Annotated in this window: 20 protein-coding genes; 9 read left to right on the forward strand and 11 right to left on the reverse strand. The window is 62.6% G+C overall.

The features are described 5' to 3' along the window. Window positions 1-25 precede the first annotated feature (25 nt). Window positions 26-436 (forward strand): MarR family winged helix-turn-helix transcriptional regulator, encoded by a 411-nt coding sequence (locus tag HU715_RS11495; protein ID WP_202892768.1) that lies wholly within the window; start codon window positions 26-28, stop codon window positions 434-436. Between the two features lie 66 nt (window positions 437-502). Here HU715_RS11495 and HU715_RS11500 read toward each other — a convergent pair whose 3' ends face one another. The 4 genes from HU715_RS11500 to HU715_RS11515 all read right to left on the reverse strand — a co-directional run bounded on the left by HU715_RS11500 (window position 503) and on the right by HU715_RS11515 (window position 4,745). Beyond that, on the reverse strand, window positions 503-946 hold the full coding sequence (locus HU715_RS11500; RefSeq protein ID WP_186704770.1) for an HIT family protein: 444 nt from the start codon (window positions 944-946) through the stop codon (window positions 503-505). Window positions 947-1,338: 392 nt separating this feature from the next. After that, window positions 1,339-1,740 carry a response regulator gene (locus tag HU715_RS11505; protein WP_186704769.1) on the reverse strand — a complete coding sequence of 134 codons (402 nt, stop codon included), beginning with the start codon at window positions 1,738-1,740 and terminating at the stop codon, window positions 1,339-1,341. Then, window positions 1,737-3,920 carry a PAS domain-containing sensor histidine kinase gene (locus HU715_RS11510; protein WP_186704768.1) on the reverse strand — a complete coding sequence of 728 codons (2,184 nt, stop codon included), beginning with the start codon at window positions 3,918-3,920 and terminating at the stop codon, window positions 1,737-1,739. Before HU715_RS11510 ends, HU715_RS11505 begins: the two co-directional genes overlap by 4 nt. Window positions 3,921-4,070: 150 nt before the next feature. Further along, window positions 4,071-4,745, reverse strand: coding sequence for a phosphoribosyltransferase (locus tag HU715_RS11515; protein ID WP_186704767.1), 675 nt, complete (start codon window positions 4,743-4,745; stop codon window positions 4,071-4,073). A 386-nt stretch (window positions 4,746-5,131) separates the two neighbouring features. Between HU715_RS11515 and HU715_RS11520 the strand changes: the two genes are divergently transcribed. Continuing rightward, window positions 5,132-6,838, forward strand: coding sequence for an amidase (locus HU715_RS11520; RefSeq protein ID WP_186704766.1), 1,707 nt, complete (start codon window positions 5,132-5,134; stop codon window positions 6,836-6,838). 147 nt (window positions 6,839-6,985) lie between these two features. Here the strand turns inward: HU715_RS11520 and HU715_RS11525 are convergent, their stop codons facing one another. Next, complete coding sequence (locus tag HU715_RS11525; RefSeq protein ID WP_186704765.1) at window positions 6,986-7,840, reverse strand: LysR family transcriptional regulator; 855 nt, start codon at window positions 7,838-7,840, stop codon at window positions 6,986-6,988. Between the two features lie 74 nt (window positions 7,841-7,914). Between HU715_RS11525 and HU715_RS11530 the strand changes: the two genes are divergently transcribed. Together HU715_RS11530 and HU715_RS11535 are read left to right on the forward strand one after the other, a co-directional pair. Continuing rightward, window positions 7,915-8,859, forward strand: coding sequence for a DMT family transporter (locus tag HU715_RS11530; RefSeq protein WP_186704764.1), 945 nt, complete (start codon window positions 7,915-7,917; stop codon window positions 8,857-8,859). A 63-nt stretch (window positions 8,860-8,922) separates the two neighbouring features. Continuing rightward, on the forward strand, window positions 8,923-9,804 hold the full coding sequence (locus HU715_RS11535; protein ID WP_186704763.1) for an AraC family transcriptional regulator: 882 nt from the start codon (window positions 8,923-8,925) through the stop codon (window positions 9,802-9,804). Window positions 9,805-10,333: 529 nt separating this feature from the next. Here HU715_RS11535 and HU715_RS11540 read toward each other — a convergent pair. After that, window positions 10,334-11,386, reverse strand: coding sequence for a M28 family peptidase (locus HU715_RS11540; RefSeq protein WP_186704762.1), 1,053 nt, complete (start codon window positions 11,384-11,386; stop codon window positions 10,334-10,336). A 97-nt stretch (window positions 11,387-11,483) separates the two neighbouring features. Continuing rightward, the gene (locus tag HU715_RS11545; protein ID WP_186704761.1) at window positions 11,484-13,484 is read right to left on the reverse strand and encodes a sigma-54 interaction domain-containing protein; all 2,001 of its coding nucleotides are present in this window, start codon (window positions 13,482-13,484) and stop codon (window positions 11,484-11,486) included. A 183-nt stretch (window positions 13,485-13,667) separates the two neighbouring features. On the opposite strand from HU715_RS11545, the gene HU715_RS11550 reads away from it, so the two are divergent. From HU715_RS11550 to HU715_RS11565, 4 genes are all read left to right on the forward strand, one after another. Beyond that, a complete protein-coding gene (locus tag HU715_RS11550) occupies window positions 13,668-14,690 on the forward strand; it encodes a Gfo/Idh/MocA family oxidoreductase (protein WP_186704760.1) in 1,023 nt (340 codons plus the stop codon). Continuing rightward, window positions 14,687-15,478: a TIM barrel protein gene (locus HU715_RS11555; protein WP_186704759.1), complete on the forward strand. Its 792-nt coding sequence runs from the start codon at window positions 14,687-14,689 to the stop codon at window positions 15,476-15,478. The genes HU715_RS11550 and HU715_RS11555 overlap by 4 nt, the downstream gene beginning before the upstream one ends. A gap of 81 nt (window positions 15,479-15,559) precedes the next feature. Continuing rightward, window positions 15,560-16,486, forward strand: coding sequence for a sugar ABC transporter substrate-binding protein (locus HU715_RS11560; protein WP_186704758.1), 927 nt, complete (start codon window positions 15,560-15,562; stop codon window positions 16,484-16,486). A 397-nt stretch (window positions 16,487-16,883) separates the two neighbouring features. After that, window positions 16,884-18,101 carry a multidrug effflux MFS transporter gene (locus tag HU715_RS11565; protein WP_186704757.1) on the forward strand — a complete coding sequence of 406 codons (1,218 nt, stop codon included), beginning with the start codon at window positions 16,884-16,886 and terminating at the stop codon, window positions 18,099-18,101. A 28-nt stretch (window positions 18,102-18,129) separates the two neighbouring features. On the opposite strand, the gene HU715_RS11570 is transcribed toward HU715_RS11565, so the two are convergent. Further along, window positions 18,130-19,335, reverse strand: a complete 1,206-nt coding sequence (locus HU715_RS11570; protein WP_186704971.1) for a DSD1 family PLP-dependent enzyme — start codon at window positions 19,333-19,335, stop codon at window positions 18,130-18,132. Between the two features lie 399 nt (window positions 19,336-19,734). Between HU715_RS11570 and HU715_RS11575 the strand changes: the two genes are divergently transcribed. Further along, window positions 19,735-20,223 (forward strand): hypothetical protein, encoded by a 489-nt coding sequence (locus tag HU715_RS11575; RefSeq protein ID WP_186704756.1) that lies wholly within the window; start codon window positions 19,735-19,737, stop codon window positions 20,221-20,223. Window positions 20,224-20,637: 414 nt separating this feature from the next. Here HU715_RS11575 and HU715_RS11580 read toward each other — a convergent pair whose 3' ends face one another. The 3 genes from HU715_RS11580 to HU715_RS11590 are packed head-to-tail and all read right to left on the reverse strand — an operon-like array spanning window position 20,638 to window position 23,209. Next, window positions 20,638-21,906 (reverse strand): lipase family protein, encoded by a 1,269-nt coding sequence (locus HU715_RS11580; protein WP_186706270.1) that lies wholly within the window; start codon window positions 21,904-21,906, stop codon window positions 20,638-20,640. Further along, window positions 21,903-22,886 carry an alpha/beta hydrolase fold domain-containing protein gene (locus HU715_RS11585; protein WP_186706269.1) on the reverse strand — a complete coding sequence of 328 codons (984 nt, stop codon included), beginning with the start codon at window positions 22,884-22,886 and terminating at the stop codon, window positions 21,903-21,905. The genes HU715_RS11580 and HU715_RS11585 overlap by 4 nt, the downstream gene beginning before the upstream one ends. Further along, on the reverse strand, window positions 22,883-23,209 hold the full coding sequence (locus tag HU715_RS11590) for a DUF4387 family protein (RefSeq protein ID WP_186706268.1): 327 nt from the start codon (window positions 23,207-23,209) through the stop codon (window positions 22,883-22,885). Before HU715_RS11590 ends, HU715_RS11585 begins: the two co-directional genes overlap by 4 nt. Window position 23,210 lies beyond the last annotated feature (1 nt).

Consider the following 23,210-nt stretch of genomic DNA (forward strand, 5'->3'; position numbering starts at 1 on the left):
CGCCCTGATGGAGATCGTCGGGGTGATGAACCGACCTCAGCGGGACGAAGCCATGGTGCAGGCGGCCGGAATATCCCTGGATCGCGCGCTGTTTCCGTTGCTGGTCTCCGTGGAGCGGCTTGGTCCTATCGGCGTTGGTGAACTGGCCGATCGCGTCGGGCGCGACTACACCACGGTCAGTCGGCAGGTGACGAAACTCGAAAGCCTGGAGTTGATCGCTCGGGAAAATACCGCCGACCGTCGGGTACGCAAGTCGGTCATTACCGCAAAAGGCAAGGCGATGACCGATCGCATCGACGAGGCACGTGCGCGGATCGGGCGAGCCATTTTCGCCACGTGGGACGAAGCGGATGTAGAGAACCTGGTACGGCTCATGTGCAAGTTTGCCAACGACATCAAGGATGACACGCTGACCGGTGCGCAGGAGCAGGCGTGACGCAGGGTGATCGCCCGTTCTGATGCGTGGGGCACGCCCTGTGCCCCGAGAGGATTTTTCTCAGCGTCAGGCCTCTGAGCCAATGCGCGCGACCAGGCGAGCCTGGAGTTTTTCCAGTTCCTCGGGATCGGCCTTGCCCCGGCCATGCGCACCCGCTTCCTCACCTTCCCAGCGAGGGATGATGTGCATGTGAATGTGGTAGACCGTCTGCCCGGCCACCGCGCCGTTGAACTGCGCAATCTGGACGCCGTCCGGCTGCAGCTCGTCCACGATGATCCGCGTCAGGCGCTGCACGGCCGACATCATTGCGCCGAGGACTGTGGGCTCGACTTCGAGGATGTTGCGCGCCTGGGAATTCTTGGGGATGACCAGGACATGGCCGCGCGATTGCGGAAAGAGATCCAGGAAGGCCAGCACATCGGCGTCTTCGTAAATCTTGTAGCACGGCGCATCGCCGCGAAGGATCAGCGCAAAGATGTTCTTTGGATCGTAATGACCGTGGAGACTCATGTTCACTCCTTGAATGGTTAGGGCGTTGGGTTGCCGGTAAGAGATTTAGCACAGTCCAGCGGCGACGTCTCGTAGAGGTCTGCTTGAAAGCCAAGGGTTGGGCTTGCTGGCGATGGTGGCGGTGGGTCAGTCAGCGATGAATTGCCTGTGCCAACGTCATCGCGAGCAGGCTCGCTCCCACAGTTTTTCGAGCGATTCGTAAAGGTCGTGTCTGGCCCAAATCTCTGTGGGAGCGGGCTTGCTCGCGAAGGTGGCGTACTTGTCGATATCGTGGTTGGCTGAACTACCGCTTTCGCGAGCAAGCCCGCTCCCACAGGGGATTTGTGGCGGCCGCTCAGTCACAGTCCACCGCCGGCCATTGTGGGAGCGAGCCTGCTCGCGATAGCGGTGGATCAGTTGCCATCAATGCTGGATGTAACGCCGCCTGCGCGGGCTTGCTTCAGCGTTACGGCCATTTTCTGCTGCAACTCGCTTTGCGAAAACGGCTTGTGCAGCACCGGACACCCGGCGTATTCGGCCGGCAGCCCGCTCGCGCCGTATCCGGTGCTGAACAGAAAGGGAATGTGGCGACCACGAAGAATCTCGGCCACCGGGAACACGCGCTCGCCAGCCAGGTTGACGTCCAGGATCGCCAGGTCAACTTGCACCGCGCGAGCGATTTCACAGGCCTTAGCGAGCCGGGCGACCGACGCCACGACCTCGCATCCGAATTCCTCCAGCATCTCTTCGATCAATAGGGCAATGGCGCCTTCGTCCTCGACGACCAGCACCCTGTTTCCAGCCAATGGGGTCATGCCCCAGCCACCCCAATCAGGAACGAAAAGCGACAGCAAACGCCCTGTGAAGCAAAGGTGAGCTCAAAGGTGCCACCCAAGTCGCGCTCGATGCAACGCTTCATCAGGCGCGAACCCAGCCCTTCCCGCTCCGGCGGGGCGACCGCTGGCCCTCCTCGCTCTTGCCAGTCAAGGGTCAACAGCGTTCCGTCCCCTTGGGCTTGCAGCTGCCAGGTGACGGCGAGCGTGCCCGTCTCGACCGACATGGCCCCATATTTAAGCGCGTTGATCGCCAGTTCATTGAGGGTCATCGTCAGGTTGAGCGCCACGCGGGTGCCGACGTCCACGGCAGCCCCCTCGATCGCCACACGGCCAGGCTCATGCCCGAAGACCGGCATCAGCACTTCATGGGCCAGGGTGTCGAGCGGCGTCTGGCCCCAATGCCGTTTGGTCAAGAGATCGTGTGCTCGCGACAAGGCCAACAGCCTTGCCTCGAAACGCCGGTAGCCGTCCTTCGCATCCTCGGCATTGCGCGCGGTCTGGGCCGCCAGGGATTGCACCGTGGCCAGGGTGTTCTTGACCCGGTGATTGAGCTCATCAATCAATGTCTTCTGCCGGTTTTCCGCCTGCTTTCGCTCGGAAATGTCCACCAGCATGTTGATGGCGCCCACCAGGTTTCCATCGGCGTCATGCAAAGGCGTGGGAAACGGCGTGAATGGTACACGGCTGCCATCGGGCCGCTCCGCAATCGCCTCGACGCCGCGTATCGGCCGATTTTCCTTCAGCGCCACCGCCATCGGGCATTGATCGTGGGGCAGCGCGGTTCCGTCGGTATTGAACAGTTTCCAGGTCACACACCACATCTCACCCAACTGCGGCGTGCGCCCCGACAACTCGATAGCGGCGCGGTTGAAGAACGTGATACGCCCCTCGGCGTCGGTGGTGTACACCGCGGCCGGCAACGCTTCGAGGAGATTGCGCATGTGCCGTTCGCTTTCGCGGACCTGGTTTTCCATGCGCCGCGCCAATGTCACGTCCTGCAGCACCCGCACGCCATACCGAAACGTACCGTTGGCGTCTCTCACCGATGAGCTGTGGATGTCGAGGTAAACCACCTCGCCATCAGGCTTCACCGCGCGCTTGCGCAGCACGTAATTATCCAATTCACCGGCCACTTGACGGGCGTACAATCCGGCATCCTGCGTAATACAGTCCGGGTGGGTGTAATCCAGGAAGGTCATCGCCAGGAGCTCGTCCCGCGACCGGCCCAGCATGTTGCACAGGGCATCGTTCACCCGGAGCAAGCGGCCGTCGATGCCGGCCTCGGCAATGCCGATGGTCGCCGCTTCGTAGGTCGCCGAAAGCCGGTCATCGCTGTCCTGGCGCGCCGCCTCGGCCGCATGGACGCTGCTCCTGTCGATGGTGAAGCAGCGGGTATTGAAGAGTTTTCCGTTCTCGAACCGGCCGTTCGAGGTGATCGTGACATGCTTGATCGAGCCGTCCTTGGCCCTCAGGCGCGCCGGATAGCTCTCCAGGCGATCGCCACTGCCCAGCTTGGTGAGAATGTCGCCAATAACCGGCTCGTCGACATGAAATTCGGTGATGTGGCGACCGATGTATTCTTGCGCCGAATAACCCAGCAGCGCCAGCTCCGCCTTGTTGGCGCGCAGGATGGTGCCATCGCCACTGACGATATGCAGGCCCACCGCGCTGTTTTCAAAAAAGTCTTCCAGATCGGCACTTTTGCGCCGAAGCTCTTCGGCCATGGCGTGGTGCGCCGAAACGTCCTGGAAGCAATTGATCACCCCTTGAATGACGCCCCGCCGATCCCTGAGGGCGCGGATGTTCATAAGCGCCACGAACCGCGAGCCATCCGGACGTTGGATGATCACTTCCTGATTGCGCGGCGCAATGCCGGTATCGAGCGCCGAGGCCGTCGGACTGTGCTCGAATGCCAGCGGCGTTCCGTCGGCCAGGAACAATCGATGGGCGCCGCAGAAGCGGTCGCCGTTCTCTCCAAGCGCCGGCGCCCTTCCCCACAGCTCGGCCGCCTCGCTGTTATACCGCACGAGCCACCCTTGGTGATCGCAGAGGTACACCGCACCGGGAATGGCATCCAGCGCATTCGTCCCCATCGCGATCAGGCTTTCGTATTCGCTTGGCGTACAGGCTTCCAAGGGGAGCTCTTCAATGTTCGACATCAGTCATCCTCAAACCCCCTGGCTGCAACGCTCAGGGTCTCAATGGACTCTAGATCGCTATTGAGCGCGCGAGTTCAGGAAACTCTTCAAGGACAACGGCGCCTGTGCCGTACGTCAGCCCTGGCGATAACCGTCAGGCTCGCGCAGCGGTTATGAACGAGGCCTGCTCCAGGCCCTGTCCAATAGCGCGACCACTGTTTCGTCCGGGGTCTGGCTGAAGTCTTCGTACCAATCGCCGACCGAGCGCATCCACTCGGGCATCAACGGACACACAAACTCATCGACCTCACTGCGCAAGGCTTCGGCGGTTTCGACCGGCGCCACTGGAACGGCAACCACGATGGCAAGAGGGTTTTGCAGGCGTACCGCATGGACCGCCGCCATCATTGACGCACCGGTGGCCAGGCCATCATCCACAAGCAGGACCACCTGCTGTTTCAGGTCGATAGGTGGGCGGCTGCCGCGATAAAGCGCTTCACGGCGCGCCAGCTCCTGCCTTTCCCGCTGGAGCACCGCATCGAAGGCAGCCTGGTCGACGTGATGGGCACGCAACGCATCGTCGTTGCGAATCTGGATGGCGCCGCTGGCAATCGCGCCCATCGCCACTTCCGGATGAGACGGCACACCGAGCTTGCGCACCAGTATCAGGTCGAGGGGCAGCCCCAGGGCATCGGCCACCTCCCAGGCGACGGGCACGCCACCCCGGGGCAACGCCAGGACGATCGCATTGCTACGTCCACGATACTGGGCCAAGGATTCCATCAAGCGCTGGCCGGCCGCGGCTCGATCGGCATAAGGCGGCGATGCAAAAGACAGGGGATTCATAGTCGGGTCTCCTTGCAAAAACAGACACGTCGTCCGCACAGTCACCCTGTCAGGATACCCGGCACGGGGTGTCCAGCAACGGCTGAGTGATCCAAACTGCCTGCGTCGTCACGCCAATCGGCGGGCGTGACCGCATCGTCGGCGCCAGCGACTTGGGAATCTCGAGTCATTACGCCTGCCGAAGCCGTTTCTTAACGAGGTCTGACGGAGGAGAAATTTTGGCACGCCCGAGAAAAATCCCGTCAAACCTGGGCTGCCCTTGTTCGATCTTCCGTAGTACAGTAGTCAAAACCCGATAAATATCCACCTTGAGATGACCTGAAGTGCCAGGCCCCAACGTCAATGGACCGCACACCCCGTCATCCTTCTGCCGCGGCGGTAACTGCATGATCGACATCACCGAAGTTTCCATTGCCCAACTGCGCGCCGCGCTGGAATCGGGCCAGACCACGGCGGTAGCGCTTGTCCAGGCCTACCTCGCCAGGATCGACGCCTACGACGGCCCCGACACGCCCACCGCCCTCAACGCGGTGGTGGTGCGCAACCCGGATGCGCTGAAGGAAGCGCAGGCCTCCGATGCCCGCCGGGCCAACGGCCAGACCCTCGGTCCACTCGACGGCATTCCCTATACGGCCAAGGACAGTTATCTGGTCAAGGGCCTCACCGCCGCGTCCGGCAGCCCGGCGTTCAAGGACCTGGTGGCCTATCGCGATGCGTTCACCATCGAACGGCTGCGCGCCGCCGGGGCCATCTGCCTGGGCAAGACCAACATGCCGCCCATGGCCAACGGCGGGATGCAGCGCGGGGTGTATGGCCGGGCGGAAAGCCCGTACAACGGCGACTACCTCACTGCCCCCTTTGCCTCCGGCTCCTCGAACGGTGCGGGCACGGCGACCGCCGCGAGTTTCGCGGCATTCGGCCTGGCTGAAGAAACCTGGTCGAGCGGACGCGGCCCGGCGTCGAACAACGGCCTGTGCGCCTACACGCCGTCCCGTGGGGTGATTTCGGTGCGGGGCAACTGGCCGTTGACGCCGACCATGGACGTCGTGGTGCCCTTCGCCAGGACCATGGCCGACCTGCTCGAAGTGCTGGACGTGGTGGTGGCCGAGGACCCGGACACCCGTGGCGACCTGTGGCGCCTGCAGCCCTGGGTGCCGATACCGAGCGTCGATTCGGTTCGTCCCGCTTCGTATCCGAGCCTTGCCAGCAAACCCGGAGCGCTGGCCGGCGTTCGGTTCGGCGTGCCACGGATGTACATCAATGCCGACCCTGAAGCCGGCACGGCCGAGGCCCCCGGCATTGGCGGCCCGACGGGGCAGCGCATCATCACTCGCGCCTCGGTGATCGACCTTTGGGAGCAAGCCCGCAAGGCCCTGGAGGCCTGTGGCGCCGAAGTGGTCGAGGTGGATTTCCCACTGGTGTCCAATTGCGAGGGCGATCGTCCCGGCACGCCGACGGTGTTCACCCGTGGCCTGGTTTCCAAGGAATTCCTGCACCATGAATTGTGGGACCTGTCGGCCTGGGCATTCGATGATTTCCTGCGGGCCAACGGTGATCCGCAGTTGAATCGCCTGGCCGACGTCGATGGACCGAAGATCTTCCCCCACGACCCGGGCACCCTGCCCAACCGCGAGGACGACCTGGCCGCCGGCATGGATGAGTACGTGAAGATGGCCCAACGCGGCATCACGCCTTGGGACCAGATCCCGACATTGCCCGACGGGTTGCGGGGGCTCGAAGAAACACGCCGGATCGACCTGGAAGACTGGATGGAACGGCTGGGCCTGGACGCGGTGATCTTCCCGACCGTCGCCGACGTCGGGCCGGCGGACGCGGATATCAATCCGGCCTCTGCCGATATCGCCTGGAGCAACGGGGTCTGGGTCGCCAACGGCAACCTCGCCATTCGTCACCTGGGCGTGCCCACGGTCACCGTGCCGATGGGCGTCATGGCGGACATCGGCATGCCCGTCGGGCTGACATTTGCCGGGCGCGCCTATGATGATTCAAAACTGTTGCGACTGGCATCGGCGTTCGAGTCGATCGGCTCCAAGCGCCTGGTCCCGCCTCGGACCCCGCCGCTGTCGGCTTGAGCCGGTCATTGGGGTTGCTGCGTAACCCAGCGGGAGCAAGCGCCCTCGCCACAAAAGCTGCGTACGACTTCATTTTTGAGTACGGGCGCAACACCGTGGCGAGGGAGCTTGCTCCCGCTGGACTGCGCAGCAGTCCCCAGACCGGTTCTACAGCCGGAAACACTGTTGCATGGCACGAGCAAGCAGGCCCACGGCCTCATCACCCTGTGCCGCCTGCGATCGCATAAACACCACCTCATGCTCCTCGATCACCGGCAGGCCTTCAAGGATCCGCATCGCATCCGTCACCCGCCCACGGTCGATCAGGCTGATCGCCAATCCGGCCTCCACGCAGGCCTTGACGGCCTGGTTGGAGGGGCTTTCCAGGACAATGCGCGTCCTGCGCCCGCTTTGCCTGAGGGCTTCGATCATCGCTTGCCGATAAGGGCATTGCGCCGCATGCACCGCCAGCGGCAACGGCTCCAGCGAGGCCACCGTCCCGTGGATTGGCCCGACCCAGACCGGCGTGGTGGACACCAGCACTTGCGTTTCTGTGTCCGCTTGGCCCTTCGGCTGGGTAACCACCGCTGCCTGAAGCTTGCCACGCTGCACCTGGTCACGCAGCGCGTAACTTGGCGCGGTCTTGAGTTCCAGCACGACGTTGGGCCACGCGGCGGCGAAGGTCGGGAGGATGTCGCGGATGACATGGTCGGCATATTCATCCGGCACCCCCAGCGTGATGCGTCCCGCCAGACGGGTGCCGTGCAGGTCGGCCAGTACCCGGTCGTGGGTATTGAGCAGCTCCGTCGTCGCCACGAGCAAACGCTTGCCCAACGCGGTGAGGGATACCGATTGATTATCCCGGTTGAGCAACCGCCCGCCCGCCACCGCCTCCAACCGCTGGATATGCACGCTGACCGCCGCCGGGCTTTTGTGCAGTTGTTCCGCCGCCCCACTGAATTTCCCGATCCGCGCCACCGCATGAAAAGTACGTATCAAATCGATATCGAGTATGGCCGTCATGATTCAATCTTCGTAAATGACTAATGCATTTCATTTTGATTTATTAGATTAGCCGGGTTCCGTAGCCTGTGGTCATGAACCCGAATAAAGCGATGACCTGCACGTCCCGGTCCCGGCCCGCCTGGCATTGGCTGATCCCACTGCCCTTGCTCGAAGCGGCTTTGCTGGTGTCGTGGAGCTCCGGCTTTATTGGCGCGCGCTTTTCCATCGACTACGCGCCGGCACTGCTGGTGGTGTTCTGGCGGTGCGTCGTGGTCACGCTCGTCCTGCTGCCCTTCGTCGCCGGGCAACTACGCCGAACCTCGCCCGTCGCGCTGTTGAAAAACGCCGGCATCGGCCTCTTGGCGATGGCGGGCTACCTGGGCGGTATCACCCAAGGCATTGCCCTGGGTGTACCGGCGGGCCTGGCCGCACTGGTCGCCGACCTGCTGCCGCTGGGCCTGGCGCTGCTGGCCGCCGGCGTACTCCGGCAACGGCTGGCCTGGCAGGTCTGGGCGGGGCTATTGATCGGCCTGGTCGGCGTCATGCTGGTGACCCAGGGCGCATTGGCGTGGGGCAACGCACCCTTGTGGGCCTATGGCCTGCCGCTGCTTGGCATGCTCTCGCTCGCCGTCGCGACCCTGTGGCAGAAATACCTGCCCGCCGAACAATCGCTGGGCCTGCTGCCCAACCTATGGCTGCAGTGTTGCGTGTCGGGCCTGGCCTTCGCCCTGGTGGAAGGCGTCCATGGCAGCCTGGCCCCGCTACCCAGCACCGGCTTTGCACTGAGCGTCTTGTGGACAGCGGGCATTTCGACAATGGGCGGCTACGGGCTCTACTGGCTGTGCCTGCGCCGCACGACCGCCACCCGCGTCGCCAGCGTGCTGTACCTCAGCCCGCCCATTACCATGCTCTGGGCCTGGGCGATGTTCAACGAACCACTTTCCTGGCAGATGGCGGTGGGGATGGCCGTGTCCGGGGTCGGCATCTGGCTTGTCGTGGGTACCGAAGCACGGCAGGCGGTTTCGAGCTCAAGATAGCAAGATCGGTCGAGCGCATCGGGCTGGCTGGCCTCATGCTGGTGTCCTCTACAGGGAAAGACCATGACCGACACACAAAAGCGCTACCAATCCAGGATGCAGAAGGTACTCGATTACATCGACCTGCATCTGGATGACTGCTTGGACCTGGATACATTGAGCGGCGTCGCGGTTTTTTCGAAATACCATTTCCACCGGCAGTTCATGGCGACGTTCAACCTGCCCTTGCACCGCTATGTCCAACTCGCTCGAATGAAACGCGCCTCCTACAAACTGGCGTTTCGCGAACATGAGACGATTACCGAAATTGCCATGGGTGCCGGTTACGGTGCGCCTGACGCCTTTGCCCGTGCCTTTCGACAGCGCGTGGGCCAACAACCCTCGAATTTCCGCAAATCGCCCGACTGGCAGCATTGGGGCATTACTTTCACGCCATTGCACAACGCGAGGAACCGTTTCATGCCCACGACTTATCAGCCCAGCGATGTACGGATCCGTAGCGTTCCCGCGACCCCCGTCGCCATCATGGAACACCGAGGCGATCCCGCGATGATCGGCACGACGATCCAACGCTTCATTGCCTGGCGACGCAGTGTCGGCCTGATCCCACCGATCAGTCCGACGTTCAATGTCTTCCATACCGACCCGCGCGCGACTGCACCGCAAAACTATCGATTGGATCTATGCGCAGGGACGGACCAACCCATCACGCCAAACGGCGAAGCGATCAAGGCCGGCAGTATCCCTGCCGGGCGTTGCGCCGTGCTGCGGGTCGAAGGTGGCGCCGATAACCTTGAGCCTGCCGCGCTGTACCTGTACAGGGATTGGCTGCCGGCCAGCGGTGAGGAACCGGGAGATTTCCCGCTCTATTGCCAGCGCATTACGTTCTTTCCGGACGTTGCCGAGAACGAAGCCGTAACCGAGCTCTTTCTGCCGCTCAGGTGATCATAGTCCCACGTCTACAACGAGACGAGCCTGGTGGTCATTCGCCAGCCCCACCCTTGATGTCGACACCCCCCCTTACTGAATACATCTGTGGCGAGGGAGCTTGCTCCCGCTGGGGTGCGAAGCGCCCCCCCCGCGCCAGTTGGCCCGAGTAATCTGGCACCCTCGATGGCCGCATCGGGGCTGCTACGCAGCCCAGCGGGAGCAAGCTCCCTCGCCACAATGACTCATCCACAATGGCTCGTACCTTAAGGCTCATGACTCATGACTCATGACTCATGACTCATGACTCAAGCCTCAAGCCTCAAGCCTCAAGCCTCAAGCGAACAGCATTGCCTCCGCCGCCGAACATGGACCTTCACCCGCCCAAACCAGTGCCTTGTCCATCGGCCAACGCAGCGCCGTTGAGGTAATGATCGCCAAGCAGCCGACGCTGGGTCAGCAGGCCGGTTCGGGGCTGTCCGGCAAGGGCCGCGGCAGGCTGCGACCGGCCAGTTCGAAGTAGGCATGGCCGGCCAGGCGCGCGTCTTCACGCCATGGGATGGATCAGGTATTCGGTGAGTGTCGCCGCACACGCAACGATGCCTTCATGAAGCACCATTTCAAAGCCATGGGTATTTTCCGTTGGAATGGCGATGCACCCCGCTCGCGCGGCCACTCCCGCACTCATGATCGCACTCGCATCGGAGGCAAAATCGACCAGGAGCGCAACTTGTGGGTGATAGCCCGAGCGCTGTGCAGCCTTGACCAGGGCATCCACGACAGAGCGGGTGTAATAACCCTTTTGATCCCCGGTGTTGATAATCGGGTCTGCCGATAACACCGTTCCGTACTCCTCCAGGACCGGGCCCACCTCGACCGCGATGGTGGTGTCGCCCGGCACGCGGGCAGCGGCATAAAGCGCACCGGCGTTGGACTCTTCCTCAAGTGTCGTGCAGACAAACCAGACGTCTTGCTTGAGCGCGTGCCTTTTGTTTTTCAGCTGCTGCGCGGTGGTGATCACAGCCGCCAAGGGCGCCCGGTCATCGAGGAAGTGGGCGGCGACCGTGTCTTTCACCTGGAACGGCCGGCGCCAGTGCCGACTGAGCACCACGCGCACGCCGGGCCGGATACCGGCGGCGGTCAGCTCCTCCTGGGAACAGCGGGTGATGACATGGACGTCGCTCCACTGCACCGCCCCTGACAGCACATCCCGCCCTTGGGCGGAGCCACCAGTGTTGTGCATGGAACCATAAGACAGTACGCCGGGCAGGCATTGGTTATCGCCGAGTATGTCGACCGGACAAACGCCAAAACAAATGGGCTGGGCACCGCCCAGCGCCACGACTTCCAAGTTACCGTCGGGCCTTGTCTTCTTCACGATCATGGCAATTTCATCGAGGTGCGCCATGACCCTGATGGGCTGTGCTTGCGAAGACTCATCCGACGCCTTGATCAGTCCCCGGATGTTGCCGGCCTCGTCGACAACGACCTCATCACAATGCTTGCCCAGTTCCCTGAGACATATTTCCCGGACTTCATCTTCCTGCCCGCCGGGGCCGCGGGCCAGAAGCAATTCTTCGAGCAAAGGCTGGATACTCATTGGAGGCATCAGATAGGTTCCCGTCACGACCCTTGAACAGCGTAGACCCCACCTGTTTCCCGTCCGTTCAAATCGGTATTCCCTCGGTCATGACCGGTCAATCCAGCCCCGAACGGAACGTTTCGATCTTGAGTCCGAATCGATTCATCTTGTTGTACAAGCCACCGCGCGACACGTTCAACCGTTGGGCAGCCAGGCGGATGTTTCCGCGCGTCTCCTTGAGGGCGGCAATGATCGCGTTCATTTCATGGGTGCCCAGGTCCGGCGCCGTCCGCGGTTCTGGCACATTTGCCCAGATCGAGGGTCGCCCGCGCTGCCTGATTTCCAGCGCAAGGTCACTCGGCTGGATCAGTTCGGTCATTGCCAGGTTCGTCGCCCGTTCAATGACGTTTTCCAGCTCACGGACATTGCCCGGCCAGTGATAGGCGCCCAGCAAATCCAGCGCCGCTGGCGAAACGTCCTGCATCGTCTTGCGCAGCGACCGGGCACAACGCGCGAGAAAATGCCGCGCCAGCAACGGCACATCCTCGCGACGCATCCGCAATGGCGGCACCGTCAGGTTCAACACGTTGAGCCGGTAGTAAAGGTCCTCGCGAAAAGCCCCCTCGGCCACCGCCTGGCTCAGGTTGCGGTGGGTGGCAGCGATGATGCGCACGTTGACCCGCAGCGATTTTTTCGCACCCACCCGTGTCACCTCACCTTCCTGCAAGACACGCAGCAGGCTGACCTGCGCATCGAAGGACATGTCACCGATTTCGTCGAGGAAGATTGTCCCACCATCGGCCAGTTCGAACTTGCCGGCCGACCCACCGCGAGCCGACCCGGTGAAAGCGCCTTCGACATGACCGAACAGCTCGCTTTGCACCAGGTCTCGCGGAATCGCGCCGCAATTGACCGCCACGAAAGGCCCGCCACGACGATCGCTGGCGTTATGGATAGCCTGGGCGAACAGCTCCTTGCCCGTGCCACTCTCGCCGAGGATCAGCGTGGTCGAATCACTGCGACTGGCAATCCGCGCCAAGTGCATTGCATCCTGGATCGCCTGCGAGCGGCCTAGGATGGTTTCAAAGGTGTAGCTGGCCTGGGTGCCGATGATCCGCCGGGTGATTTCCCGGATGCGTCGGTTCTCGCGCAACGAAACGATCCGCCCGCCTTGCGCCAACGGGCAGACCGACACCAGGCAAGCCAGATGGCTGCGATCGTGCAGTTCAAAGGTGCAGTCCAAGTCACGCACCCCGTCGCCGCCCCCGAGCAGGACCGCATCGGTCAATTCGCTCTGCCCCAGGCTCTGGAACGGACTGCCGAGCAGGTCATGGCCGACGCGAAACAACTGCCGGGCGTAATGGTTGAGGGCCTTGATGCAGCCGCGCTCATCCAATACCACCAAGCCCTCGTTGAGCACCTCAAGCACGGTCTGTTGTTCTTCCAGCAAGGCCTGCAGGGTCATCTGCCTGGAGACAGCCTCGGCCGCGGCCTGGACGGTACCCAGCGTATGAAAGTGAAACCAGCCTGGCTCGGCCGTCAAGGTCAACATGCCCAGGGTCCGGCCCTGGGCATCGCGGATGGGCGCGGCGGCGCAATGCATGCGGCGCTGGCGCAGGCCAAGCCCGAAATTCTCCTCGGCCAGCACATACACCAAGCGATCTTCGACGATTGCCAGCCCGGTGCAATTGGTGCCCTGCACCGACTCCAGCAGTCGACTGCCGATGGGGGTGAGGTCCAGGCCGCAGAAATACAACGTGGTGCCTTCGGCATCGGTCAGGTTGATATGGCCCCTGGGGTTATAGGCGAGCAAACCGCGCATGACTTGCGCCGCCGCAGCGATCAGCTCCCGGTTGGCAGCCAGTGTCGCGGTCAGGTCGGCGGGCGCGACAAAACGGTACGCGCCGTCTTCCGGATCGAGGCCGGCACTGACGCTGCGCAACCAGGATTCCCAGATCACCCGGCGGATCCCGACTGGGCGCTCGGTCTGCCCTTGCCAGCACGCTCGCCAGGCCTCCTCCAGCGCCGTGCCCGGCCCGTCGTTCAACGACGCTGGGCCAAGCGTGGTGAGGTAATCGCGGTCTTCGTCGCTCAACGCTATGGGTTGCTGATCCATGGTTCGGCCATATGTTCATATTTTCGACATGTCAGTATAGACATGTCATCGGCATGAACATTGATTCAAATAAAAACCATTAAATATCAATAAGTTAACTATTGGCACAGCCCTTGCTCCCTGCAGAACAGACGAGGACATTCTTGCCGCCGAGTCGTAAAAACAATAAAGGGAGTCATATTCATGAGCACATCCAAGACCCTCCGCCTGGGCCTCATCGGTGCCGGCCGCATGGGCAGTTTTCACGGCCTGACCGCCGCCCGGCACATCCCTGGCGCGTGCCTCGCCGCCATCGCCGACCCTACCCCCGGCCAAGCCGCACGCCTGGCGGCAGAACTGGACGTGCAGAAGATCTATACCGCTCCACAGCAGTTGCTGGATGACCCGGACATCGACGCCGTGCTGATTGCCGCGCCGGCGCGCAGCCATGCCGAGCTGGTGATCAGTGCGGCCCGGGCCGGCAAAAGCGTGTTCTGTGAAAAACCGATGGCCATCACCCTGGATGAAGCGGACCGCGCCATCGCCGCCGCTGCCGATGCACAGGTGACGCTACAAGTCGGCTTCAACCGACGCTTTGCCAAGAGCTTTCGCACCGCTCATCTGGATGTGATGGCCGGCCGGATCGGCACGCCACAACTGCTACGCTCGCTGACCCGCGACCCGGCCCTAAACAACCCGGCCGCGTCGCCGCAATGGGTGATCTTCCTGGAAACCCTGATCCACGATTTCGACACCCTGCGCTACCTGAACCCGGGCGCCGAGGCGGTTGAGGTCTTTGTGATGGCCGATGCCCTGATCGCCCCCGCCTACAAGGACAAAGGTTTTCTCGACACCGCGGTGGTCACGATCCGCTTCGACAATGGCGCCATCGCCACCGCCGAGGCCAATTTCCAGGCCGTGTATGGCTACGATGTCCGCGGCGAAGTGTTCGGCAGCGCCGGCATGCTGACCATGGGCAACGTCAACGATTCCGACTTGCTGCGGTACCTGGCCAATGGGGTCCAGGCCGACACCCAGCGCATGGACACCGACTTGCTGCGTGATGCCTACGTGGCCGAACTCAATCACTTCGCCAGTTGTGTGCGCAGCGGCGAAAAACCGCTGGCCAGCGGTGAAGATGCCCGGGCAGCACTGGCCATTGCCCGCGCCTGTATCGAGTCCTTCCAACAGGGCAAGACGGTGCGCGTGCAAGGAGCGCTGTCATGAGTTTCATCCCATTCAAACTGGCGATCAGCGCCGAGATGGTCTTCCTCGACCTGCCTTTTACCGAACGGGTCAGACGCATCCACGCGCTGGGCTTCAGCGTCGAGATATGGAACTGGGCGACCAAGGACATCCAGGCCCTCGTGGCGACGGGCGCGGACTTCACCTCCATGACCGGCTACCTGTCGGGCAACCTGACCGACCCCGACGATATCCGACAGTTGCTCGACAGCGCCCAGGAATCCTTGGCCGTCGCCGCTCAATTGGGTTGCCCAAGCCTGAACCTGCACGGCACCGGCCTGGGCGATCAGGGCTTGCCGGTCAAACCCGTGGCCCAGACCACCGGCCGCATGTGGTTGAGCGCCTGCAAGACGCTGGAAAAAATCGCTCGCCTGGGGGAAGACGCGGGCCGGGTGTTCCTGCTGGAAAACCTCAACACCGAGGTCGACCACCCGGGCACGCCTTTCGCCCGCGCTGACGATACCCTGGCGCTGATCGAGGCCGTGGGCAGCCCGCACTTGAAGATGAACCTGGACCTCTATCATGCCCAGATCGGCGAAGGAAACCTGATCGAACTGATCCAGCGCGCCGGCAGCGCCATCGGCGAAATCCAAGTGGCCGACGTCCCGGGGCGCAGGGAGCCCGGCACCGGCGAGATCCACTACCCCGCCATTGCCAAGGCCTTGTTCGGCATGGGATACAGCGGTGTCGTCGGCCTGGAAGGCTGGGCCAGCGGTGACAGCGAGGTCGCGCTCGAGCGTTTCAGGCAAGCCTTCACGCTTGATGGATAAAGCCCCGACGCACTCAACATGTGCGGCAGATTTTCAGTTCTTGGTGACGTTTCAACCCATAACAACAAAAGGATAATCATCATGCGTCGTTGCACACTGCTTTTCGCCACCCTGCTGTTGCTGTTCAGCCAATGGGCCGCCGCCGACTATCGCATCGGCGTCAGCATCGCCAGGGTCGACGACAACTTCATGACCTACGTACGTAACGGCCTGGACGAGGCCGCGAAAAAGGAAAACGTGCAGATCCAGTTCGAAGACGCCCAGGGCGATGTGGTGCGCCAACTCAACCAGGTCCAGGGTTTCATCAACCAGCAAGTGGACGCGGTCATTGTCCTGCCGGTGGACACCTCCGCCACCGCCAACATCACCCGCGCCGCGGTCGACGCGAAGATGCCGCTGGTCTACGTCAACCGTCACCCGGACGAGCGCACCTTGCCCAAAGGCGTCGTCACCGTGGCCTCCAATGACATCGAGGCCGGACAACTGCAAATGCGCTACCTGGCCGAAAAACTTGGCGGCAAGGGCAACCTGGCGATCATCATGGGCGACCTGGCGCAAAACGCTACCCACGACCGCACCGAAGGCGTCAAGCAGGTGCTCAAGGATTATCCCGGGATCAAGATCGTCGAGCAGCAAAGTGCCGAGTGGCAGCGCAACAAAGGGATGGACCTGACCAGCAACTGGTTACTGGCCGGGAGTCGTTTCGATGCCATCGTCGCCAACAACGACGAGATGGCCATCGGTGCCGCCATGGCCTTGCAGCAGGCCGGCAAAGCCAAGGGCGAGGTTGCGATTGTCGGCATCGACGGCTTGCCGGACGGCCTGGCGGCGATCAAGCGCGGGATGTTGGTCGCCTCGGTATTCCAGGACCCCAAGGCCCAGGCGACCAGCGCGGTCCAGGCGGCGCTCAAGATGATCAAGGGCGAGCCAGTGGAAACGGACGTCTGGGTGCCCTTCCAGTTGATCAAGCCTGAGCAGTTGGCAGTGTTCGAGCAACATTACAAATAACCTGCGACTAGTGGCCTGTACGGTTAATTCGAGTACTCAAATTCGAGTGCCAGGGCTTGCCAGGCAAGGCGCCATGACGAGTCGTAGCCCGCTACGGCGAGGAATGGCAACGCAGACTGGCAAGTTCTGGCGCCGAAGTTGAGTGCACGAATTAGCCACACAGGCCACTAGATACATCGCCATGAAGCTGGCAAAGGGGGGCAACACACTGCCCCTCATCAGCCCCACCTGCGCATTCCGATATTTAGCTTGACGATTGAGATGACGATCATCATATTTAGGAAAAATATTACGATCATCATGTGGATATCAACTCGACGACGGCTTCGCGAACTGAAGTCGGCGCGTTGGGCATCAACGTTTTGTCCACGTCAATCACACGCGCAGGAAATGACGTATGCAAGCCCGAACTTCATTGGCGATTGCCGGTACGCAACACACCTCCAGCCAACCGTTGACCGGCAGAATCGTCGCGCTGCTCGCCGGCCTGGCGGCGATCAGCATGCTCTCCACCAACATCATCCTTCCGGCGTTCGCGGCGATCGGTGAAGACCTGGGCGTGACCGCTCGCGAACTCGGCCTGACGCTGTCCAGCTTCTTCATCACCTTCGCCTTGGGCCAACTGGTGGTCGGGCCACTGGCCGACCGCTACGGGCGCCAGAAGCTGGTGCTGGGCGGGCTGTCGGTGTTCGTTGTCGGCACCGTCATCGCCGGCTTTGCCAGCACGCTCGACGTCCTGATCGCCGGACGCGTCGTGCAAGCACTGGGCGTGTGCGCAGCCTCGGTACTGTCGCGGGCCATTGCCCGGGATCTGTTCGAAGGCGAGACGCTCGCCCGCGCCCTGTCGCTGACAATGATCGCCACGGCCGCGGCACCGGGCTTTTCGCCGCTGGCCGGCAGTGTCCTGGCCGTCACGCTCGGCTGGCGTGCCATCTTCATCCTGGTGGGACTGGCCGCTGTTGCACTGGCGTTTTTCTACGTGCGCGACCTGGGGGAAACCCATCCCGCCGATCGCCGCGCCCCCCACTCAGCCAGGAGCGTGGTACTCGCCTATTGCCGACTGGCAGCGGATAAGCGCTTCATCCTCCCAGCCGTGTCCATGGGCCTGCTGCTGAGTGGCCTGTTCGCCTCGTTCGCGGCGGCGCCCGCCATCCTGATGCAAGGCTTCGGCCTGACATCGGTGCAGACCGGTTTGTACTTCGCCTCGACGGTCTTTGTGGTGTTCGCCGCCGGCATGGCGGCGCCGCGCCTGGCCCATCGTCTTGGCGGCCGGATTGTCACGTTGCTGGGCATTGCCTGCGCCATGATGGGAGGCGGCCTGCTTCTGGTCGGTCCGACTGAGCCCGGGCTGTGGTGGTATGCCCTTTCGATGGTCACGTTCCTTTGGGGCATGGGCCTGGCCAATCCACTGGGCACGGCCATTGCCATGGGCCCTTTCGGCAAGGAAGCCGGGATGGCCTCCGCCCTGCTGGGGTTTCTTTCCATGGGGGCGGCTGCGCTGGCCACCTGGCTGGCCTCGGTCTTGAGCTTCGCGCCGATGACCACGTTGGGTGGGATCCAGGCGACGGCCTGCCTGGTCGCGCTGGTGTTGTTCCTGCTGCGAGGCAAGATTTGATCACGGCCAAACACGTCACAGGCAACGATCAATACACGGGCCAGGTTTCGACAATCTTCCCCCCGCGCACGGCCAGCAAATCGCCAAATTGCAGCAGTACGGATTCGGTCTGGGTTGGCCTTAAAAATACCTGGTCTTCGACATTCAGCCCCACCGTCGGCGAGCCGTTGACCATTTCCTGATTGGAACTGCGACCGTAGAGCTCGTTACTTTGCAGCCCCGAGGGAGACTCGAACTCGGCCATCCAGTTGCCGCCGTAGATGAAGAATGTCCCGCGCTGATTCGGGTCCCACCAGGAGAACAATCGGGACTTGCCATTCAGGGCGGGGAAATTCACCGGGCCGGTGCTCTTCAACACGGGCGTTGCGATAAAGGCCGCCGGTACATGCTCGGCCAGGGATGGCAGGTCGTAGTGAGTCGGCTTGAGGAACGCCGTCCCCACCGAGACTTCGCTGCTCAAGCGTTCCTGTCCATGCATGCGGTAGCTGGGGCTGCCGGCGGTATTGAGCGTGAGCCCATCATGCCAAAGCGCCGGGAAGTGTTCCCGCACGGACTTCACATGACCGTTGTAAATGACCATCACCTGGTCGAACAAGGCCTGGGACGAACCGAGCACCCGGGGCACGCCCATGCCGACAAACGGGTCGTACCCCATGAAGCCTGCAAATTCGAGATGCTGCGCATGGGCACTGATCAGCGTCAGCATCTCGCCGAGCACTGCTTGATCAGACACTCCGCCGCGGTGCAGGCCGACATCCAGCTCGATATTGACCCGCAACCGAATGCCCAGGCCCTGGGCCAATGCCCGGTAATCCATCAGCCGCTGCGGCGTGTCGAGCAGCCATTGCAGTTGCCTGGCAGGGTCGAAGGTGCCTTTGTGGGTTTGATAGAACAACTCGGCCGAGCGTACCGGCAGGGGTTTGCCGAGCAAGATGTCAGATTCCGGGAAAGTCAGCGCATCGTGGTTGAGGAACGGCTGGTGAAACGACATCAGCCGCCGGGTATCGGTGCGTTTGGCGATATACGCCAGCAACCCCGGTGACGGCAGGGATTTTTCCACCAGGCGCAAGTGTTTGCCGGCACGTTTGACCGATTGCATGACCACATTGATGTTGTGATCGAGCAGGTCGAGGTCAATCAGCATCACGGGCCGCATCGGCCCATGGGTCTTCAGTTCCTGATTCAACGCGCGGAAGTAATCGTTGTAGGGACCGCCCCGGTCGCCCGGCCGCAACAGCGCCCCCGCCCCTGCCATCAAGGCCCCCACTCCCGCGGTACCGAGCATAAAGGTTCTACGGTTCATCAGGACGCCCCTCCACATGCGCAATCAGGTGCACGTTACGGCAGCGCTGCGCCATCGTTGAGGTTATGCGGGGCCAGAAAGGGGGCTTTAGCGGCCACGCTTTGCCGATGCCCAAAAGCGGTGCCCTCCTTGGAGAGCGGCTACGACTGGCGCGACGCGTTCATGAGCCCCCCTGAGTTTTTCCAAAGACACCCCGATGGCTTATTCACCTGCGCAATGGCAAGCTTGCGACCGCAGCCCAGCCGCCCATGCCGCCGTTCATGGCTGATGCCCGTTGCCATTCACCTCGGGTACCCATCGACTTTTATTCAACTGAGCAAGGATGTCCTCATGAAAATTTCTCTTGGTCTCGTCGCCCTGGCCGGGTGCCTGTCCACCGCCCCTGTCTTGGCTGCCACCGCGAGCCACAGCGACCTGTTCAAGGCCTTGGCGCAGTGCCAGGCCAGTGTGCAGCAGGTCAGCGAATTCAACGGCCTGGTGGACGCCGAGCAAGTGTCACTCGCCAAGGATGAAGCCCACACCCCGTGGGGCGGTGGCGCCTGGCAGGCCACTGCGGCGCTGTCAGTGCACGGCGTGTCGTCGACCACCCTGGTGATGACCGACCGCTTCAGCTTCTTCCTCCAGGCCAAGAGCAGCAACCCGAAGGCCGATGCGGAAAAACTCGCCAGCGCCCTGAAACTGGAAAAGACCCTGGATACCGACGGCTACGTGGACTACCAGCGCAACCTCGACAACGGCGCGACCCTACGGGTGGTCTCCACCGAAAACAAAGACAGCGACCTTTATGTGGGCTGCACCTATCAGCAGGACGCTTCCTGAGACAAGGCGGCCTCGGCAAAGCCTTCCCTGTCGTAACCCGGATCTAATGTGGGAGCGAGCCTGCTCGCGAGGTGTCAGCACATCAAACATCGCTGCAAACTGCCCCACCGCTTTCGCGAGCAAGCCCGCTCCCACAGGGGATATTGAGTGTTCCTGAGCTTTGCATGCAGCTCAGGACCATTGTGGGAGCGGGCTTGCTCGCGAAGGCGTCAGCACATCCAACATCGCTGCAAACTGCCCCACCGCTTTCGCGAGTAAGCCCGCTCCCACAGGGGATACTGAGTGTTCCTGAGCTTTGCATGCAGCTCAGGACCATTGTGGGAGCGGGCTTGCTCGCGAAGGCGTCAGCACATCCAACATCACTGCAAACTGACCCTCCGCCATCGCGAGCAGGCTCGCTCCCACAGGGGAAATTCAGTCGTCGTTAAACGACGCTGCTGCATCCCTTTCACCCGGCGGACCGGGCCTTTGCAGTGTGGAACAGTTCGAGCCATGGCCCGGTCCGTCGAGTTGGGCCTCGACGAAGGCAAATGCATCGTCCAATGAACCATGCAGCACCCCGTCATGCCCCAGGCCTTCATACGTCCGCCAGGTGACGGGGTTGCCAGCGGCACACAACGCCGTGGCGACCGCATATTGGCGCACGGGCGTGATCGTTTGATCAGCCAGGCCGGTGGCGATGAATAACGGGAATCCAATCGATGCCTGTGGCATGTCGGTCGAGGGGATGCGCACCGCCATCAATGCCTCGGGGGAAATGGTCAAAAGCTCGGCAAACGAATCGATCTGCAACGCTTTGGATTTGCGGGTAATGTCGCGACTGCAGCCCTCCCGGGCAACACTTAGCAGTTCAAGGCCTCTGGTCGTAAGGATGTCCTCGACCCGTGGCCCGTCCTCGCGCAAGCCGCCGGACGCCAATGCCAGGAACAGCGTATTGGACTGGCGCGGCGGCAACGCAATGGGACCATGGGGAAATGTGCTGTTCGGGGCCGTGACTACTGCGCCGCGGATAGGCAGCTCCGGCGCATAACCACCGGCCAGGATCGCCGCACCCAACGCCGCCCCTCCTCCCTGGGATTGCCCGGCCAAAAACATGCGATTGGCAATCAGGCCTGGCCTGATGGAACGCGCAGCGCGAATCGCATCCAGGACAGAGCGTCCCTCGGCCTGCCAGAACGTATAGGGATGCGGCCCTGGCCCTCCCAGGCCTTGGTAATCGGTGGCGACCACCGCGAACCCGCGCGCCAGCCAACGATTGATATACGCCCCATCACGCTCGCGCCATCCAGCCCAGGACGGTGCGCAGGCGTCGGCAATCCCCAGCGTTCCGTGGGCCCAGGCCAGCAACGGCCAGCCTTGCGGCGGTGGCTGTCCAACCGGCAGGTACAACGCCCCGCTGACCGGAACGAGTCCAGAGTGCCAGCGCTCGTCGGTGGAGCTATAGAGCAGGCGCAAAGCCTGCCCGGCGGCGGGCATCTGCGGCGGCACCGCCAGCGTCTCGCTTCGCAGCAGTACACCGGGCTGCGCGGGCATTGCTTCAGGCCAGCGATAAAACGCCGACAGCTCCCTGTCTCCCGCGTCAGGACCGACGGGGAGCGTGCCTGCCGCCGAGGCGTTGGCCGTCATGACGCTGAATATCCCGAGGCAGATCCGCGCAAAATTCGCGATACGGAACAGGTTCATGGGAAGTTCGCCTGAGCGCAAAGTGCCCTGCGCAAAGCGCTGCCCTGCGCACCGATCACATCGCGCACGACCGGCGCCACCTCATTGAATCGGACAAACCCGTGGGTCATGTTCGCAAGCACTTGCAGGTGGGTCGCCACGCCCGCGCGTTCCAACCGATCCGCCAGCTCCCGGTTTTCATCCAGCAACGGGTCCAGTTCGCCCACCACCAATCGCACGGGTGGCAGGCCGGCCAAGTCAGCGATGATCGGCTGTACCCGCCAGTCATCCTCATCATCGACCAGGAAACTCGCCCAGTAGGCGCTCATGGTCTCGACCGACAGATTCTGCCCCCCATACCCACCCAGCCTTCGCCAGGAATCGGAGCCCAGGTCGCGCGAGTAACTGCCATAGAACAGCAGCAACTGCCGCAGCCCATCAAACCCTGCATCCCGTAGCGCAAGTGCAGCGCCCAAGGCCAGGTTGGCGCCTGCCGAATCCCCGCCCAAGGCATAACCGCGCACCGGGCAATCGGTGATAGCCCCGAGCTTGATCACCCGGCTGACGATCGACACCACTTCGTTGAACGCCACCGGAAAACGATATTCCGGCGACAACGCATAATCGATGGACAGCACCGCCAGGCCACTGTCACGCACCAGTTGGCGCAGCGGTGCATCCCAGCCGGCGAGCGAACCGTGACGGAATCCTCCGCCATGGCAGTAGAACATCAAGCAAGGCGTCTCATCGCCCTCCGGCCAATAGAGCTTGCAGGCCACCGTTCGGCCATCGACAGCAAAACCCAAGGTGCGCTCATAGGACAGCGGCACGCTGCGGCGCGCCGCCCAGGCATCGATCCGCTCCAGTTGCGCCCGGACACGTTGCACGTCCCCCTGGACAACCGGTAGCAGCCCTTGTTCGCGCAGCGTCGTGGCCACGGCCACCAGGTCAGGGTGAACCGGCGGCGGTGAACCCGCCGCCCCGCTTGCAACGCAACTCATGGCCGGGGGTCCTCACCGGTTCCAAGTGCGTCCAGCAGGATGAACGCCCATTGAGCCCCGTGCATGTCCCGGTCCTGCAAGGCGCCCTGAACCACTGGACGCGGCAGGCTGATCTTGATCACGCTCAACGCCTCGATGGGAAAAACGCTGATCGACTGTGCAGGCCTGCGGAACAGCTCGGCAATCGCCGGGGCTTGCAACTTTGGCTCCGCGGCCAGTTGCGCGAAGGTGTCCGCGTCCTTGCAGAACACATCGATGGTCAGGGAAAACGGCCCGGCGTTCTTGGAGCGGATCTCATAACCCAATGTTTGAAGTGTGTTCATT

Source organism: Pseudomonas zanjanensis (assembly GCF_014268745.2).
In the GTDB taxonomy this organism is placed as follows: domain Bacteria; phylum Pseudomonadota; class Gammaproteobacteria; order Pseudomonadales; family Pseudomonadaceae; genus Aquipseudomonas; species Aquipseudomonas zanjanensis.

Bases quoted from the DNA above. Each gene is read 5' to 3' on its own strand.
- HU715_RS11540 (WP_186704762.1), bottom strand. From the start codon at position 11,386: ATGAGTATCCAGCCTTTGCTCGAAGAATTGCTTCTGGCCCGCGGCCCC.
- HU715_RS11535 (WP_186704763.1), top strand. From the start codon at position 8,923: ATGACCGACACACAAAAGCGCTACCAATCCAGGATGCAGAAGGTACTC.
- HU715_RS11525 (WP_186704765.1), bottom strand. From the start codon at position 7,840: ATGACGGCCATACTCGATATCGATTTGATACGTACTTTTCATGCGGTG.
- HU715_RS11505 (WP_186704769.1), bottom strand. From the start codon at position 1,740: ATGACCCCATTGGCTGGAAACAGGGTGCTGGTCGTCGAGGACGAAGGC.
- HU715_RS11555 (WP_186704759.1), top strand. From the start codon at position 14,687: ATGAGTTTCATCCCATTCAAACTGGCGATCAGCGCCGAGATGGTCTTC.
- HU715_RS11545 (WP_186704761.1), bottom strand. From the start codon at position 13,484: ATGGATCAGCAACCCATAGCGTTGAGCGACGAAGACCGCGATTACCTC.
- HU715_RS11515 (WP_186704767.1), bottom strand. From the start codon at position 4,745: ATGAATCCCCTGTCTTTTGCATCGCCGCCTTATGCCGATCGAGCCGCG.
- HU715_RS11530 (WP_186704764.1), top strand. From the start codon at position 7,915: ATGAACCCGAATAAAGCGATGACCTGCACGTCCCGGTCCCGGCCCGCC.
- HU715_RS11520 (WP_186704766.1), top strand. From the start codon at position 5,132: ATGATCGACATCACCGAAGTTTCCATTGCCCAACTGCGCGCCGCGCTG.
- HU715_RS11510 (WP_186704768.1), bottom strand. From the start codon at position 3,920: ATGTCGAACATTGAAGAGCTCCCCTTGGAAGCCTGTACGCCAAGCGAA.
- HU715_RS11565 (WP_186704757.1), top strand. From the start codon at position 16,884: ATGCAAGCCCGAACTTCATTGGCGATTGCCGGTACGCAACACACCTCC.
- HU715_RS11550 (WP_186704760.1), top strand. From the start codon at position 13,668: ATGAGCACATCCAAGACCCTCCGCCTGGGCCTCATCGGTGCCGGCCGC.
- HU715_RS11575 (WP_186704756.1), top strand. From the start codon at position 19,735: ATGAAAATTTCTCTTGGTCTCGTCGCCCTGGCCGGGTGCCTGTCCACC.
- HU715_RS11590 (WP_186706268.1), bottom strand. From the start codon at position 23,209: ATGAACACACTTCAAACATTGGGTTATGAGATCCGCTCCAAGAACGCC.
- HU715_RS11585 (WP_186706269.1), bottom strand. From the start codon at position 22,886: ATGAGTTGCGTTGCAAGCGGGGCGGCGGGTTCACCGCCGCCGGTTCAC.
- HU715_RS11580 (WP_186706270.1), bottom strand. From the start codon at position 21,906: ATGAACCTGTTCCGTATCGCGAATTTTGCGCGGATCTGCCTCGGGATA.
- HU715_RS11560 (WP_186704758.1), top strand. From the start codon at position 15,560: ATGCGTCGTTGCACACTGCTTTTCGCCACCCTGCTGTTGCTGTTCAGC.
- HU715_RS11500 (WP_186704770.1), bottom strand. From the start codon at position 946: ATGAGTCTCCACGGTCATTACGATCCAAAGAACATCTTTGCGCTGATC.
- HU715_RS11495 (WP_202892768.1), top strand. From the start codon at position 26: ATGAACCGACCTCAGCGGGACGAAGCCATGGTGCAGGCGGCCGGAATA.